A 14179-nucleotide genomic window follows, 5' to 3' on the forward strand; every position below is an offset into this window, starting at 1 on the left:
ACGTTCCGGTAAGAAACGTGGCGGGAGATATATTTAGTGTGATGGTTGTGAAGCATGATATTTCTGAAATAAAAGCCGCACAAAAAGATTTAGAGTCGAAGGTTGATGAGCTGAACAGGTCTAACCAAGATTTAGAACAATTTGCTTATGTAGCCTCTCACGATTTACAAGAACCATTAAGAAAAATCAGAGCTTTTGGAGACCGCCTACAAAACAAATATGCCCAAGAAATTTCCGAAGAAGGTTTAGATTATATCAAGAGAATGCAAAGTGCATCAGAAAGAATGCAAACGCTTATTGATGATTTGCTTACTTATTCTAGGGTTACCCGCGGAGATGAAGGTTTTGAAGAGGTAGATTTACATGAGCAAATACAAATGACATTAGAGAACCTTGAATTTGCTATAGAGAAAAAAGGTGCCACCATAGATATGATGGTGAACCATACCGTAAAAGCTATACCTGGGCAAATTAGACAGCTTTTCCAGAATTTATTTAGCAACGCTATCAAATTCAGCAAAGAAAATGTTGCTCCTGTAATAGAAGTAAAATCAGAAATAATAAGTGGTTCTTTATTGAATATGCCAGGGATTTATCCAAATAAAGATTACTGTGTAATTAAAATAAAGGATAATGGTATTGGTTTCGACCCACAATACGGAGATAAAATATTTGCGCTCTTCCAAAGGCTACATACCAGAAATGAATATGAAGGAACCGGTATAGGATTAGCTGTTTGTAAAAAAATAGTAGAAAAACACGATGGATTTATACAAGCCGACAGTAAACCCGGAGAAGGCACTCAATTTACCATCATTTTACCTTATCAGGCTTCATGAGTAAAAGAACCATAAATAGTGCTATTTGGATTGCCGAGGACGACCCTGATGATAGGTTGATGCTTAAAGAAGCCTTTGAGGAATTTAATTATACCAAACCTTTAGTTTTTTTTGAGGATGGAGAAAAATTATTGAAAGCCTTAAAAAGAAGCGCATCAAATGGAAACCAAATCTCATTTTATTGGATTTGAATATGCCAAAAATTAACGGACATGAAGTGCTAGCTTTTATCAAAGCTAATGAAAACACTAAAAACATACCCGTTATCATTTTCACCACTTCTAAAAGTGAGGAAGAAAAAAAGAAAGTTTAAAAATGGGTGCTCGTGATTTTATTACTAAACCCTATAAGTTTAAAGATATGCTAAAAATTACCGGAGATTTAATTAAATCATACGGATAAATGATAATAATATGAAACCTGTTAAAGTATTATTAATTGATGATGATGAGGATGATTACATCCTTACCAAGGAAATATTTAGTGATATTCCGCAAAAAGAAAAATATCAGTTAAGCTGGATTAACAACTATGAAGAAGGTATTAATGCCATGCTGAAGAGCCATTATGATATTTACTTGGTTGATTACCGCTTAGGTAAATACACTGGCATTGACTTGTTAAAAGAGGCCATTAAATCTAACGTTGGAGAACCTATCATTATCTTAACAGGAAAAGGTGATTCTAAAGTAGATGACGAAGCCTTACAAATTGGTGCGGCAGATTATCTTATCAAAGATAAAATAGACCCTTATACCATAGAACGCTCTATTCGATATGCTTTAAAACACACCTTAACTTTAAAAGCGCTAAAAGAGAGCGAAAATAAATTTAAAATTATTTTCGAGCGCTCTAAAGAACCTTTTGTTATTATAGATTCTTTTGGTGCTATTAGAGATATTAATGAAGCAGGTTTAAGATTTTTTAAATATACCAGAGAAGAACTTGAACTTATAAAAGGTGTCGATTTATACGTTAACCGTAAAGACAACGCCCAATTTGTTCAACAAATGGATGAAAAAGGCTCTGTTAATGATTTTGAAACTCAACTGATCACCAAAGAAAAAGAGGTAAGAACAGTAGCCATATCCGCTTTTTTGCAAATAGACCAACACGCTACACAAGAGCTTTATTACTGTATCATTCATGATATTACCAACAGAAAAAAGAAGAAAAAGCTATTGTAGATATTGAGAAACTAGCCGTAACAGAAAGAATTGTAAAAGGATTATCTAATGAAATAAGAAATCCTTTATCAAATATCAATTTATCTTTAGAACAGCTTAAGCTTGATTTAAATACAAGTGATGAAACCATCAATCTTTATTTAAACATCTTAAAAACCAATTTCGATAAAATAAATCTTCTAGTTTCTAATTTAGTAAGCTCTACGCAAAATAGGGAACTCCATATCCAAACCAAAGTTCTTAACCATATTTTAGAAGAGTGCATCATTAAAACTGAAGATGAATTGGTTAATAATTTTTTAAGGATAGATAAAGACTTTAACACAACAGATATTATGGTTGATGTTGATGAAGAGCAAATTATACAAGCCCTACAAAATATTTTCGTCAACGCTATAGAGGCCGGTGCTAGCTATATCTCTGTTAAAACAGCAGTTAAAAACAACGAAGTAGAAATTCTTATTTCTGATAATGGTAATGGTGTTGAACCTGAAGATCAAAAAAGAATATTTGAACCTTTCTTTAGTAATAAAGCTAAAAGTTTAGGTATGGGTTTAGCAAACACTCAAAAAATATTAATCAATCATAAAGGGAAAATAAGTTTGGATAATACCTCCATAAATGGTTCTACATTCGTAATTTCTATACCTGAAAGCAAACAGATTAATTTATGGAATTCCTTATAATTAAATTTTTTATTATTTAGCACATATAATCTAGAAATTTATTAACATTGCAAATTAAAATATTAGAGATGAGAAAAAACATTAAAAATTTTTTAGCATTATCAACGCTATTGGCATCTACCATTTTTATGGCTGTTGCTCAAGATACTAAAACTTCTACTGCAAAAACTTTTGGTGGCAGAGATCAATACAGAACTTGGTCAATAGGTGTTAATGCTGGAGCTTTAACCCCGGTTGTACTAACAGGCGGTTCAAATGACTTTATCAATTGGGATGCTAATTTTGGATATGGCTTAAGTTTAAATAAGCAAGTTGCACATTCTTTCAGCTTACAAGCTAATGCCTTCTTCGGCAATTTATCTGGTAATAACGCTGATGCACCAGGTGGTAGAGTAGGTAATTACAGATCTTTCGACACTCAAATTGGTTTTGGATTAGACTTAAGAGGCGTTGTAAACGTTGCTACTGTTGACTTCTTAAAAAGAGAAAATGCATTAAATTTTAGCGTATCTACGGGTTTAGGTTTATTAGGATATGCTCCTAGTTATGTTAACCAAACAAATGCAATTATTGATTGGAAAGGCATCTCTGGCGCTTCTGGCGATAAAGATTTTATAAAAAGTGCTTATGTACCTGTAGGTGTTGGTGCTAAATTTAAAGTTTCTGAGTTGGTAAGTTTCAACTTGGGTTATACCATGAGCTTCCTTGATGCAGACAATCTTGATGCTAACTATGGTAAAGAAAACTCAAAGGATAAATTTTCTTACACTTATGCTGGTTTAGAATTCTCTTTAGGTTCTAAAAGCAAACCAAATTTAACTTGGGCTAACCCAATTGCAACCATGTACGATGAACTTAACGATTCTAAATTACGTGAAGATGTTAATAAATTAAAGACTCGTACTTCTACTGCAGAGCAAGATGTACAAGATCTTAAAAAAGATACAGATGGAGACGGTGTTGCAGACCATTTAGACAAATGCCCTGGTACACCAGCTGGCACTAAAGTAGATGGCGCTGGTTGTGCATTAGTAATCCCTCAGGCTAAAGCAAAATAATCTTACAAAACTATCATAGAAAAGCTCCGGAATATATTTCGGAGCTTTTTTTGTATTAAAAGCTTTCATATATTTAAATATGTCAGTTTTTACTTATAAGCAAAGAAATTCCGTTGTTCTTATTGTATTATTACTTCTTGCTGCAGTAATACTGTACAGTTTAAGAGACCTATTTACCGCCTTCTTAGGTGCTATCGTTATTTATACCATTTTTAAACCTTTATACCTTTATCTGGTAAGAAAAGTAAAAACGTATGTGGCCGCAGGAATTGTAATATTATCATCATTTACCATCATCATCCTACCTTTTTTTGCGCTTAGTTATATGATTATAGATCGTGTAACATCACTTAAACAAAATCAATTTCAGTTAAAAGCTTTAATATCTAGGTTAGATGATTTTGTTGGTCTTCAGTTAAATCAGCCTCATTTGGTAGATAAATACGTTAATAAACTGTCTATATTTATTCAGGAGCTTTTTCCAACTTTCGTTGGAGGGGCATTTTTTATTTTTCTTGCGCTTACGCTGATGTATTTTGTGCTTTACTTTATGCTAGTAGAGATGGAAGCATTCGAAAATATTCTATTAAAATATGCCCCATTAAGAGAACATCATGCCAAGCAATTTGCAGAAGAACTCAAAAACACAACTTATTCTAATATATTGGGTCAAGGTTTAATAGCCTTAGTACAAGGTATGCTGGTAAGTATTTCCTTTTTTATTGTTGGGATAAACGATGCTATTTTTTGGGGAGTTCTAGGCATATTTCTATCCTTTTTACCCGTTGTTGGCGCACCACTAATAACGCTTCCCGCTGCAATTATTCTATTTTTAAATGGCGAAACAGGTCATGCTATTTTCCTTAGCATCTTCACTTTAACCATCCTTATCAATATAGATAACATCATCCGTTTTATCATCAATAAAAAAGTTGCTGATACGCATCCTATCATCACGGTAATAGGTGTTATCATTGGTATACCGATGTTTGGTTTTGTAGGTTTAGTATTTGGGCCTTTACTACTATCGTGGTTTATACACTTAGCAGCTATCTATGAAATTGATATTATAGCAACAGAGCGATTAGAAAATCATTTAGAAAACAAAAATTCAAATTCATAGCATTTCCAAAACATTTTGGCAGGATATTTTCTTGTAAAATATAGATATTCACTTTAAAAAAAATCATCATGACAGACAATTCAAAAACAGTTATAGCACTTTTAGCCGGATTAGCTGCTGGTGCTGCTTTAGGTTTATTATTCGCTCCAGAAAAAGGTTCTGATACAAGAGATAAACTTGCTGAATCTTTAAAAAACTTGGGAGATAGTATTAAAGAAAAAGCCGCCGAAGAAATTGATAATCTTACAGATTTAAAAGAAAAAATTGTAGGTAATATAAAATCTAAAATTAAGCAAACAGAAAACGAGTATGCTGATGATACAGAACATGCTTAGTTTTTAGCATCAAAATTTTTTAATGACAGACACACGTTGAGCGATGGAAGAATTAATTGAAAAAATAAAAGAGCATTTAAACACAAGAATGAAGCTTGCCAAGCTTAGCCTTGTGGAAAAAGGAGTTTTGCTCTTTGCTAATTTAATAACAGATGGTTTAGTTATCATATTTATTGTACTTGCATTCCTTTTCGTGAGTCTGGCATTTGGTTTTTACCTTTCTGAATTATTGGGTAATAGTTACGGGGGCTTCTTCTTGGTTTCTCTTTTCTATTTTTTAATGGCAGTAATTGTTTACGCTACTAAAGATAAGTATCTAGAAAAACCGATAATTAACAATATGATTAAGAAAATTTTTAAGAAACAAGAGGAGGAATAGCAGTGGAAACTCAAGTTAAAATAGAAAATCTTCAACAGTTAAGAGCTCAAATAAAAACATTACGCTTACAACAAGCAGAACAAGAACTGTATTTCTTAGAAAAGAAACAGAGTTTTCAAGATGCGATAAAATCTCCTTTTAAATTCTTAAAAAAATAGGCTCTTTCTTAGGTTTTAATGCTAAAGAACAGCAAGGTGTAGGCCCAAAAAATGCAGATTGGGTAACCTCCTTAGCAAGAATACTGGTTCCGCTAGTTCTTAATAAAACTTTGTTAAGAGGTAATGGCTTATTTTTAAAATCAGTACTTACACTTATATCGCAAAGAGCTATTAATCCTCAAAATGTTAACCAGTATAAACTGAGTAACTTGATAGACAAAGTAAGTTCTTGGATAAACTCAACTATAAAAAGCAAGAAGAAACAAGATGTTGATTATGGTATTCCGCCAGATAGCGAGACTTTTTAATAAAAAGGAGAGCTTTGATAAGCCCTCCTTTTTTTAAAATTTATATACCACCGTATTGATATTCATACCTGCACCTACCGAAGTAAATAGCACTACATCACCTTTAATAATCTCATGTCCTTGATATTTGGTTTTCAAAATCAAATCTAATAAAGTTGGAACTGTAGCTACAGAAGAGTTACCTAATTTAGCTATAGACATTGGCATCACATCTAATGGAGCATCCTCAATATCATATAGCTTAAAAAATCTTTTTAAGATAGCCTCATCCATTTTTCCGTTGGCTTGGTGTACCAATACCTTTTTTACATCATTAGGGTTTAAATTGGCTTTTTCTAAAGCTGTTTTCATTACTAAAGGAACATTCTTTAAAGCATATTCATATACCTTGCGTCCATCCATTTTCAAGAAAATATCAGTGTAAGCGTCATAATCTTCCTTACTGCTGCCTTCCATTCTTAAAAACCAAGCCTCATTTTGTGTATGCGTTTGAGCTTTATGTGATAGAATACCAACATTTTCTTCTGTTTCTAAAGCGCTTATGATAACTGCACCAGCACCATCGGCATAAATCATACTATCTCTATCATGCGGATCTATAATTCTTGATAAAGTTTCTGCACCAATAATCAGAACATTCTTAGCATCGCCAGCCTGAATATAATAATTAGCTTGTATTAAACCTTGAACCCATCCTGGGCAACCAAAAGGCAAATCATAAGCCACACAATCTGGATTTTGAATTTCTAGTTTATGCTTAATACGGCTAGCCAATGTTGGTACCATATCAGACCTGTTTGTACCGTACGAAATATCTCCAAAATTGTGTGCAACAATAATATAATCTAGAGACTCAGCATCTATCAAAGATGATTGTAAAGCATCTTGAGCAGCTAAAAAACCCAGCTCAGAAGCTGTTTGATTTGGTGCAGCATATCTTCTTTCTTCTATATCTGTTATGGTAACAAACTTTTTTATAATATCTGCATTACTACGATTGATACGTTGCCCATCTCGCTCAAAAAAATCATGATTAATAAAATCTTCATTTCTAACTACAACACCAGGTATATAGCTTCCAGTTGCAGTAATAACAGCTTTAATTGATTCGGTCATATGTAAATTTTGAACTATATACCAAATTAGTATAAAGTATCCGAATTAAGAAATGTTAATTGAAAAAGCTAATTATCAATTTGACTTAAAAGGTGTAAGATATTCCTGTATTAAATAAAAAGAAGAGTTTTCCATCCTCTGTATTATCAAAATTTTGAACTTGGTTTAAGGGCTTAATAAAATAAGGTGTAAAATTTAATTGTAGTTTTTTTATACGATAATTTAAAGGTATGGTAGCATTAAGAGCTAGTAATTGATATTTCCTTATTTCCTTTTGTTGCTCTTCTGTTACTGTTTCTGTGATAACACTTTCTGTAGGCGCTTGTGTACTACCAGGAAAGAAAGGTATTGGAGATGGCGTAGTACCGCCAGGATTAGTGATTTTTCTCTCACGTGTAGTTTGGCTGTAATAAGTTTGAAAGAAAGATTGTGTACCTGCTAATAAAGATAGGGTTGGACTTACTTTTAGGTTTTTAGCCAACTTAATATCTTTAAGCAATTCTAGGGTGTTTACCAAATCATTCTGGTTTTTTCCAAACTGATAACTTGAACCTAGAGAAACTTTAAAAAACTCAGGCTGATAATAAACTGTGGCATCTGTAGTAGCATTAAAGGCACTTAAAATAATGCTGCTGCCATCTTTAAAAAAATACTTAGTAAAAGAAAGTACCCCACCAAATTTTTTCTTCTTATCTAAAGAGAAAACATAGCCAGGCGTAATACTCAAACCATCTGCGGCAAAACTATTAGCAGCTGCATTTATGTAAGCAGCAGAGCCTATAAAAAACCTTTTGCTGATATTATATTAATATTTGGCAGCAATACAGGTACACTGCTAAAATCTTTTCTACCTGCGTATGTTAGGTTTGAAACATATTGAGCACCCACATTAAAAAAAATTTGGGGATTGCTTACAGAGTCTTGTATAGCAGATTTGCCCTCTAGGCCAGCGCCTAATAATAAAGAAAATAAACCCCAAAATTTAATACATTTAAGCATAACATAAAATAAGAGCTGCCAGAATTCTGGCAGCTCAAAATGATTATTTACGATTTACATTAACTCTAGAAGCACTTTCAGATGAAGTCTCTGTACTTACTTTTTTATTACCAACTTTTGCATTGCTTTTAGAAGAAGTATTCTTGGTTGAACTAACATTTAACTCTTTTCTAGAAGCGTTTGAATTTGTATTACTTTTTAAAGAAGTTTCATTATTTACTTCAACTGTAGCTTTAGCACCTTCTGCTCTTTCTTTAGCTTCATTAGCTTTTGCTAAACCAGCATCCCTTTTTTCAACTACCTTAGTAGATAAAGATTCGCCAGCTTTTGCGCCATTTTTAATTATTTTTTCCCCATTTATAGCAGATTGTGAAGAAGCATTTAACTCTGCCGTAGCACCAGCACTTTGCTTTGCTACTTCTGCATTTAAAGACCCTTTAGCCGCCGCATTTGCATCTACTGCCGTTTGTGCGGCTTTTTGAGCAGTTGCTTGTGTTTGCGTTGCGGTTCTGGTTGCTACTTCTGTGGTTTTTTCAACCGCTTTTTGTGTAGCCGCTTTAACACCAGATGTTGCAACTTGGCTTGCTACTTGAGTGGAAACACCAGCACCTACTTGTACTTGGGCTACTGCTACATTAGCACTTAATCCTATAACTGCTAATGCTAATAATTGAAATTGCGTTTTCATAATTCATTATTTAAGTTTAAAAATTGAGCTAGGCTCTTTAATTAACACTATATATTTGTGTAACAAAAACATATACATTCTAACTTACGCAATGCTTATGCCAATAGATTTTGAATAGCCAAAAATTCATTAAAAGCTTTACTTATTGTATATTTTTTTTATACAATTTGTATAGGAAAAAGGTCGTTAAAATAAGCTTATTTGCCTGTTATGGCTATTTTTAAAAAGATCAAGTCTTTGGGGTTTAAGCGTATTTTGGGGCATATATTTTTTAATTGCGATATTAAAAAGTCTATGAATTACTTCTGCTTCTAACCCATCTCCTGATATCCTTTTACCCCATCTAGAATCATTTAAACTTCCGCCATGGCAAGATTTTATTTGGTTTAAAACTTTTTCTGCTTTATCAGGAAAAGCTTTGAGTACCCAGTCTGTGAAAATTTCTCCTATTGCACCATTTAATCTTACAATAGTAAAAGAGGCCGCAGTTACACCATGTTCTGAAGACGCCTTAATTATATCCACAATCTCATGGCTGTTAAGTCCTGGTATAATAGGTGCAACCATTGCCCTTACTGGAATACCCTCTTTAACAAGTTTTTCCATAACTTTTAGCCTTCCCTTACCGGTAACAGTTCTTGGCTCTAACTTTAGGCGTATATCTTCATCTAAAGAAGTAATGGAAATATTTACATGCAGTAAATCATGCTTATTTAATTCTTTTAAAAGATCTAAATCCCTAAGGATAAGATTATTTTTAGTGATGATACTAACCGGATGCTTGTATTTTAGTAATACTTCTAAAAGCGACCGTGTTATTTTAAATTTTCTTTCTGCAGGCTGGTAGCAATCTGTATTTCCGGATAGTAAAATAACTTTAGGTTGGTAGTTTGGCTTATTTAATTGCTGTTCTAATAGCTTGGCAGCATCAGGCTTTATGATGATTTTACTCTCAAAATCTAAACCTGCATCAAAACCCCAATACTCATGCGAGTTTCTTGCATAGCAATAAATACAACCATGCTCGCAACCATGATATGGATTAACTGATGCTACAAAAGATAAATCTGGACTGTTGCTTTCGCTGATGATTTTTTTTGGGTATTCTTTGATGAATTCTGTCTTTATTTCATCAATAAAAGGTTCATCTAAACCTTCAATATGTTCTAAACTATATTTTAAATTTTGGAATTTATTATTGATATTTCCCTGCGCTCCACGACCTTTTAGGTAAGATTCTTCATTATTCAACATAACCTAAAAATACTAAAAATTTTAGTATTTTTAGATGGAAAATAAATTATTGATAAGAATCATCTAACAAGAAAATAAAAAGTTCTTTAGGGCCATGAGCGCCTATAACCAATGTTTTTTCTATATCAGCAGTACGACTTGCACCGGTAATAGTACTAATCATTGTTGGTAAGTTATTGCCGTATTTATCTTTTAATAATTTAAATCCGTCTTTTAAATCCATTACCAATTGTGAGGTATAAGCTATTACTACATGAAAATGCGGGTAAATACTTAATCTCCTACCAGCAGCACCTGCATTGCTTACTAATATAGAACCATTTCTGGCTATAAGTGCTTCGCATAAAGTAAAACCTACTTCTGCTAGTTCAAAATCTTTATCGCTTTCGTAAAATGGATACTCGTACTTTCTTAATAAATCTTGTAAAGGTTTTTCCCAGCAGTATATTTTACGCCACTTTTTCTCATCAGCTAAAAGCAAAATATTTTCTATGAGTTGTATTTCATCCTCACAAAAAACAAACTGACCGCTTACGTTTATAAATTGTTCGGCAAATACCACTTCTGGTACTTCATCTACCGGCGGATATAAAGGGAGATCTTCCAGGTTAGGATATGGATTATCTCTTTTCTCTAATAAAGCTTTTCTTATCTTTTTTAGTAATTTCTCTTTCGAGGTACTTTCCTTCATTTCCTATGATATAAGCTGCAAATTTAGGATATAAAAAATCCCCTGAAAATAGGGGATTTAAATTTATATTTCAGATGATTCTGATTTAAGTGGTTCTGTACTATCGCCAACAGGTTCTGGATGTATATTTTCTGCAATTACGCCTTGCTCACCACCTTCTTTACCATTTACAAATTCATCGTAAGTGGTTCTGTGGTCAAATGGTCTTTTACCTAAAATCTCTTCTAAATCACTTTGGAATAAGATTTCTTTTTCTAAAAGCTTTTGCGCCAATAGCTCTAAACCTTCTCTTTTCTCAGTAAGTAATTGCTTGGTTCTGTTGTAGATACCTTCTATCAATAACCTAACTTCAATATCAATAAGCTCAGCTGTTTTATCAGAATAAGGCTTGCTGAAATTATATTCATTATTAGGATCGTGGAAAGAAACATTACCTACTTTAGGGTTCATACCATAAATGGTAACCATGGCGTAAGCAAGTTTTGTAATACGCTCCAAATCGTTTTGTGCACCTGTAGAGATTTTATTAAAGATAATATCTTCTGCTACACGGCCACCCATAGTCATACATAAACCATCAGAAAGTTGCTCTGTAGTGTACAAGAACTGCTCTTTTGGCAAATATTGTGCATAACCTAAAGCGGCTACTCCACGTGGAACAATAGAAACTTTAACCAATGGGTCTGCATGCTCTAAGAACCAACCCGCTATAGCATGACCAGCTTCGTGGTAAGCAACAATTTTCTTTTCTTCCGGAGATATGATTTTATTTCTCTTCTCTAAACCACCAATCACACGGTCAATAGCATCTTGGAAATCTTGCATATCAATAGCTTCTTTGTTTCTTCTAGCTGCAATTAAAGCGGCTTCGTTACAAACATTGGCTATTTCTGCACCAGCAAAACCTGGAGTTTGTGCTGATAATTTTTTAGGATCTATCTCTTTAGCAAGTTTTAAAGGTTGTAAGTGTACTTTAAAAATCTGCTCTCTACCCACTAAATCTGGCTTATCAATAGAAATTTGTCTATCAAAACGACCCGGACGTAATAAAGCGCTATCTAAAACATCTGGTCTGTTGGTTGCTGCCATGATGATGATACCAGAATCGGTACCGAAACCATCCATTTCAACCAATAACTGGTTTAAGGTATTTTCACGCTCATCATTACCGCCAACCATACTATTTTTACCTCTGGCTCTACCAATAGCATCAATCTCATCAATAAAAATGATACAAGGCGCTTTCTCTTTAGCTTGTTTAAATAAATCTCTTACTCTTGATGCACCTACACCCACAAACATCTCTACAAAGTCTGAACCAGATAAAGAGAAGAAAGGTACTTGTGCTTCGCCTGCAACGGCTTTAGCCAATAAGGTTTTACCTGTACCTGGCGAGCCCACTAATAACGCCCCTTTAGGGATTTTACCACCTAAATTGGTGTATTTTTTAGGGTTTTTCAGGAAATCTACAATTTCCATAACCTCTTGTTTAGCTTCTTCTAAACCGGCAACATCGTTAAAAGTAACTGAAACCTGAGATTCTTTATCAAAAAGCGTAGCTTTTGATTTACCAATGTTGAAGATTTGACCACCAGCACCACCTCCGGCACCGCCACCCATTCTTCTCATGATAAATATCCATAATAAGGCAAAAAGAATAATAGGGAATATCACACTCCAGAACCATCCAGAAATTGGATTACTTCTAGTTTCTGGAAGAACATTCACTCTTTGGCCTTCTGGAATACCTTCTTGCGAAGCTTGTAAACGTTTCTCTAAAGCTTCAAAAGAACCATCTTTAAAGTAATACTGCGGACTAGTACCAGTTACAGAGAAATTAGAATTATCTCTAACATCTTTAAACTTGTCTTTTTTTAAACTGTCTTTTTTAATGTAAACTTCGGCAATGTAAAGGTCTTCTTGTTTGTAACCTACCAATTTATCCACATCACCGCTTCTTAGCATTTCTTGCTCGAATTTTTGGTAAGTGATTAACTTAGAATTGTTACCACTCATGAAAAACTGAACTGCTAAAATGGCTAGTATAATAATTCCGTAAATCCACATGATATTGAATTTTGGTGGTTTTGGAACTACACGTTTACCGGGAACTTTTTTTATTGATTTTTTATTTTGATCTTCTTTCATTTTCTTCTTGATAATACCTTTGTGGTTTTAGGCTCTTTGATAAAATTTAACTTCTGCGTCTCCCCATAAATCTTCTATACCGTAGAAAGCTCTTTTATCTGTTTTAAAGATGTGCACTACAACGTCAGAATAGTCTAGAATTACCCACTCGGCATGTACCAAACCTTCTTTTCTAATAGGTTCTTGACCACTTGCTTTGTAAACTTCTTCTTCTACGCTATCAGCTATAGCTCTTATTTGGGTAGATGATTCTGCATGACAAATCACAAAAAAATCTGCAACAGAACTGTGAATATTTCTAAGATCTAACCGCACTATTTCATTCCCTTTTTTTTCCTGAATTCCGTGGACTACGAAAGTAGATATATCAGTAGATGGGATTTCTATTTTATTTTTTACCATTAAAAAATTTTAGTTTTGAATTTTAATTAAAACATATTGCAAAATAACACTTTTCCATCACTATTTGTTGGACAAAATATTGTAAAATTAAAGGAGATTGATTCTACAAACAATTACCTTAAGGATTTACTTTCAAATTGCGAGCCACTTCAAGAAGGTACTGTTATAATGGCAGATACGCAATTTGCTGGAAGAGGGCAAAGGGGTAATGTTTGGCTAAGCGAAGCTGGAAAAAATCTAACCATAAGTATTCTTTTAAAACCTGTATTCTTAGCTGCATCACAACAGTTTGAACTTACAAAAGTTATTTCCTTGGGTGTTACAGATTGTTTAACGAAATTATTAGGTGAAGATTGTAAAGTTAAATGGCCCAATGATATTTATGTTAAAGACCAAAAGATAGGTGGTATTCTGATAGAAAACACCCTTAAAGGAGCTTTTTTAAAAGATAGTGTGGTGGGTATAGGCTTAAATGTTAACCAGAACATTTTTGCAGATGGGCTTAAAGCCACCTCTGTTGCTAATATTTTACAAATAGAATATCATCTTAACCAGTTATTATCAGAACTTTGTTACTATATAGAAGGTAGATACTTACAACTTAAAGCCAATAAAAAAGATTTACTTTATGCAGATTATATGAACAGGCTATTTAGGTTTAACCAGCTGTCAGACTTTATCATCAATCATGAAAAAGTGTCTGCCAGAATTATTGATGTTAACCCAAACGGCAAGCTCATCGTGAGCATAGCAGGAGATATTCAACCATTTGATTTTAAAGAAATCGCTTTCGTAATTTAATGTTACA

General features: G+C 33.4%; 19 protein-coding genes. 12 read left to right on the plus strand and 7 right to left on the minus strand.

Annotated elements, in window-relative coordinates; translation table 11 throughout:
- The first annotated feature begins 17 nt into the window (after positions 1-17).
- The 11 genes from FYC62_RS12515 (at position 18) to FYC62_RS12560 (ending at position 6073) form a co-directional block, all read left to right on the plus strand.
- Positions 18-839 carry a sensor histidine kinase gene (locus FYC62_RS12515; protein ID WP_149075177.1) on the plus strand — a complete coding sequence of 274 codons (822 nt, stop codon included), beginning with the start codon at positions 18-20 and terminating at the stop codon, positions 837-839.
- Positions 836-1030, plus strand: a complete 195-nt coding sequence (locus tag FYC62_RS12520) for a response regulator (protein WP_149075178.1) — start codon at positions 836-838, stop codon at positions 1028-1030. The genes FYC62_RS12515 and FYC62_RS12520 overlap by 4 nt, the downstream gene beginning before the upstream one ends.
- A complete protein-coding gene (locus FYC62_RS12525; protein WP_240534725.1) occupies positions 1027-1152 on the plus strand; it encodes a response regulator in 126 nt (41 codons plus the stop codon). Before FYC62_RS12520 ends, FYC62_RS12525 begins: the two co-directional genes overlap by 4 nt.
- A 100-nt stretch (positions 1153-1252) precedes the next feature.
- The gene (locus tag FYC62_RS12530; RefSeq protein WP_149075180.1) at positions 1253-2026 is read left to right on the plus strand and encodes a response regulator; all 774 of its coding nucleotides are present in this window, start codon (positions 1253-1255) and stop codon (positions 2024-2026) included.
- Positions 2027-2310: 284 nt separating this feature from the next.
- Positions 2311-2712: a sensor histidine kinase gene (locus FYC62_RS12535; protein ID WP_149075181.1), complete on the plus strand. Its 402-nt coding sequence runs from the start codon at positions 2311-2313 to the stop codon at positions 2710-2712.
- Positions 2713-2780: 68 nt separating this feature from the next.
- Entirely contained in the window at positions 2781-3770 is a 990-nt protein-coding gene (locus FYC62_RS12540; RefSeq protein ID WP_149075182.1) for an OmpA family protein, read from the plus strand.
- A gap of 79 nt (positions 3771-3849) precedes the next feature.
- Complete coding sequence (locus tag FYC62_RS12545; RefSeq protein ID WP_149075183.1) at positions 3850-4893, plus strand: AI-2E family transporter; 1044 nt, start codon at positions 3850-3852, stop codon at positions 4891-4893.
- Positions 4894-4961: 68 nt separating this feature from the next.
- Entirely contained in the window at positions 4962-5228 is a 267-nt protein-coding gene (locus FYC62_RS12550; protein ID WP_039450900.1) for a YtxH domain-containing protein, read from the plus strand.
- A 43-nt stretch (positions 5229-5271) separates the two neighbouring features.
- Positions 5272-5607 (plus strand): phage holin family protein, encoded by a 336-nt coding sequence (locus FYC62_RS12555; RefSeq protein ID WP_039450897.1) that lies wholly within the window; start codon positions 5272-5274, stop codon positions 5605-5607.
- Between the two features lie 2 nt (positions 5608-5609).
- Positions 5610-5765: a hypothetical protein gene (locus tag FYC62_RS17150; RefSeq protein ID WP_168199443.1), complete on the plus strand. Its 156-nt coding sequence runs from the start codon at positions 5610-5612 to the stop codon at positions 5763-5765.
- A 110-nt stretch (positions 5766-5875) separates the two neighbouring features.
- Positions 5876-6073, plus strand: a complete 198-nt coding sequence (locus FYC62_RS12560; protein WP_149075184.1) for a hypothetical protein — start codon at positions 5876-5878, stop codon at positions 6071-6073.
- 33 nt (positions 6074-6106) lie between these two features.
- Here FYC62_RS12560 and FYC62_RS12565 read toward each other — a convergent pair whose 3' ends face one another.
- The 7 genes from FYC62_RS12565 to rsfS all read right to left on the minus strand — a co-directional run bounded on the left by FYC62_RS12565 (position 6107) and on the right by rsfS (position 13371).
- Positions 6107-7189, minus strand: coding sequence for a 3-oxoacyl-ACP synthase III family protein (locus FYC62_RS12565; RefSeq protein ID WP_149075185.1), 1083 nt, complete (start codon positions 7187-7189; stop codon positions 6107-6109).
- 85 nt (positions 7190-7274) lie between these two features.
- A complete protein-coding gene (locus FYC62_RS12570) occupies positions 7275-7916 on the minus strand; it encodes a hypothetical protein (protein WP_149075186.1) in 642 nt (213 codons plus the stop codon).
- A 315-nt stretch (positions 7917-8231) separates the two neighbouring features.
- Positions 8232-8876 carry a hypothetical protein gene (locus FYC62_RS12575; RefSeq protein WP_149075187.1) on the minus strand — a complete coding sequence of 215 codons (645 nt, stop codon included), beginning with the start codon at positions 8874-8876 and terminating at the stop codon, positions 8232-8234.
- 186 nt (positions 8877-9062) lie between these two features.
- Positions 9063-10130, minus strand: a complete 1068-nt coding sequence (locus FYC62_RS12580) for a PA0069 family radical SAM protein (protein WP_149075188.1) — start codon at positions 10128-10130, stop codon at positions 9063-9065.
- Positions 10131-10176: 46 nt separating this feature from the next.
- The gene (locus tag FYC62_RS12585; RefSeq protein WP_149075189.1) at positions 10177-10821 is read right to left on the minus strand and encodes a LutC/YkgG family protein; all 645 of its coding nucleotides are present in this window, start codon (positions 10819-10821) and stop codon (positions 10177-10179) included.
- A 63-nt stretch (positions 10822-10884) separates the two neighbouring features.
- Positions 10885-12969 carry an ATP-dependent zinc metalloprotease FtsH gene (gene ftsH / locus FYC62_RS12590; RefSeq protein WP_149075190.1) on the minus strand — a complete coding sequence of 695 codons (2085 nt, stop codon included), beginning with the start codon at positions 12967-12969 and terminating at the stop codon, positions 10885-10887.
- Between the two features lie 27 nt (positions 12970-12996).
- On the minus strand, positions 12997-13371 hold the full coding sequence (gene rsfS / locus FYC62_RS12595) for a ribosome silencing factor (protein WP_149075191.1): 375 nt from the start codon (positions 13369-13371) through the stop codon (positions 12997-12999).
- Between the two features lie 36 nt (positions 13372-13407).
- Here rsfS and FYC62_RS12600 point away from each other — a divergent pair, with 36 nt between their 5' ends.
- Positions 13408-14172 carry a biotin--[acetyl-CoA-carboxylase] ligase gene (locus tag FYC62_RS12600; protein ID WP_149075192.1) on the plus strand — a complete coding sequence of 255 codons (765 nt, stop codon included), beginning with the start codon at positions 13408-13410 and terminating at the stop codon, positions 14170-14172.
- Positions 14173-14179: the final 7 nt, after the last annotated feature.

Origin of the sequence: Pedobacter aquae, from assembly GCF_008195825.1 — a bacterium.
Lineage (GTDB): Bacteria > Bacteroidota > Bacteroidia > Sphingobacteriales > Sphingobacteriaceae > Pseudopedobacter > Pseudopedobacter aquae.

Coding starts and splice junctions, on each gene's coding strand:
- FYC62_RS12545 (WP_149075183.1), top strand. CDS start 3,850: ATGTCAGTTTTTACTTATAAGCAAAGAAATTCCGTTGTTCTTATTGTA.
- rsfS (WP_149075191.1), bottom strand. CDS start 13,371: ATGGTAAAAAATAAAATAGAAATCCCATCTACTGATATATCTACTTTC.
- FYC62_RS12585 (WP_149075189.1), bottom strand. CDS start 10,821: ATGAAGGAAAGTACCTCGAAAGAGAAATTACTAAAAAAGATAAGAAAA.
- FYC62_RS12555 (WP_039450897.1), top strand. CDS start 5,272: ATGGAAGAATTAATTGAAAAAATAAAAGAGCATTTAAACACAAGAATG.
- FYC62_RS12580 (WP_149075188.1), bottom strand. CDS start 10,130: ATGTTGAATAATGAAGAATCTTACCTAAAAGGTCGTGGAGCGCAGGGA.
- FYC62_RS12530 (WP_149075180.1), top strand. CDS start 1,253: ATGAAACCTGTTAAAGTATTATTAATTGATGATGATGAGGATGATTAC.
- FYC62_RS12575 (WP_149075187.1), bottom strand. CDS start 8,876: ATGAAAACGCAATTTCAATTATTAGCATTAGCAGTTATAGGATTAAGT.
- ftsH (WP_149075190.1), bottom strand. CDS start 12,969: ATGAAAGAAGATCAAAATAAAAAATCAATAAAAAAAGTTCCCGGTAAA.
- FYC62_RS12550 (WP_039450900.1), top strand. CDS start 4,962: ATGACAGACAATTCAAAAACAGTTATAGCACTTTTAGCCGGATTAGCT.
- FYC62_RS12520 (WP_149075178.1), top strand. CDS start 836: ATGAGTAAAAGAACCATAAATAGTGCTATTTGGATTGCCGAGGACGAC.
- FYC62_RS12540 (WP_149075182.1), top strand. CDS start 2,781: ATGAGAAAAAACATTAAAAATTTTTTAGCATTATCAACGCTATTGGCA.
- FYC62_RS12565 (WP_149075185.1), bottom strand. CDS start 7,189: ATGACCGAATCAATTAAAGCTGTTATTACTGCAACTGGAAGCTATATA.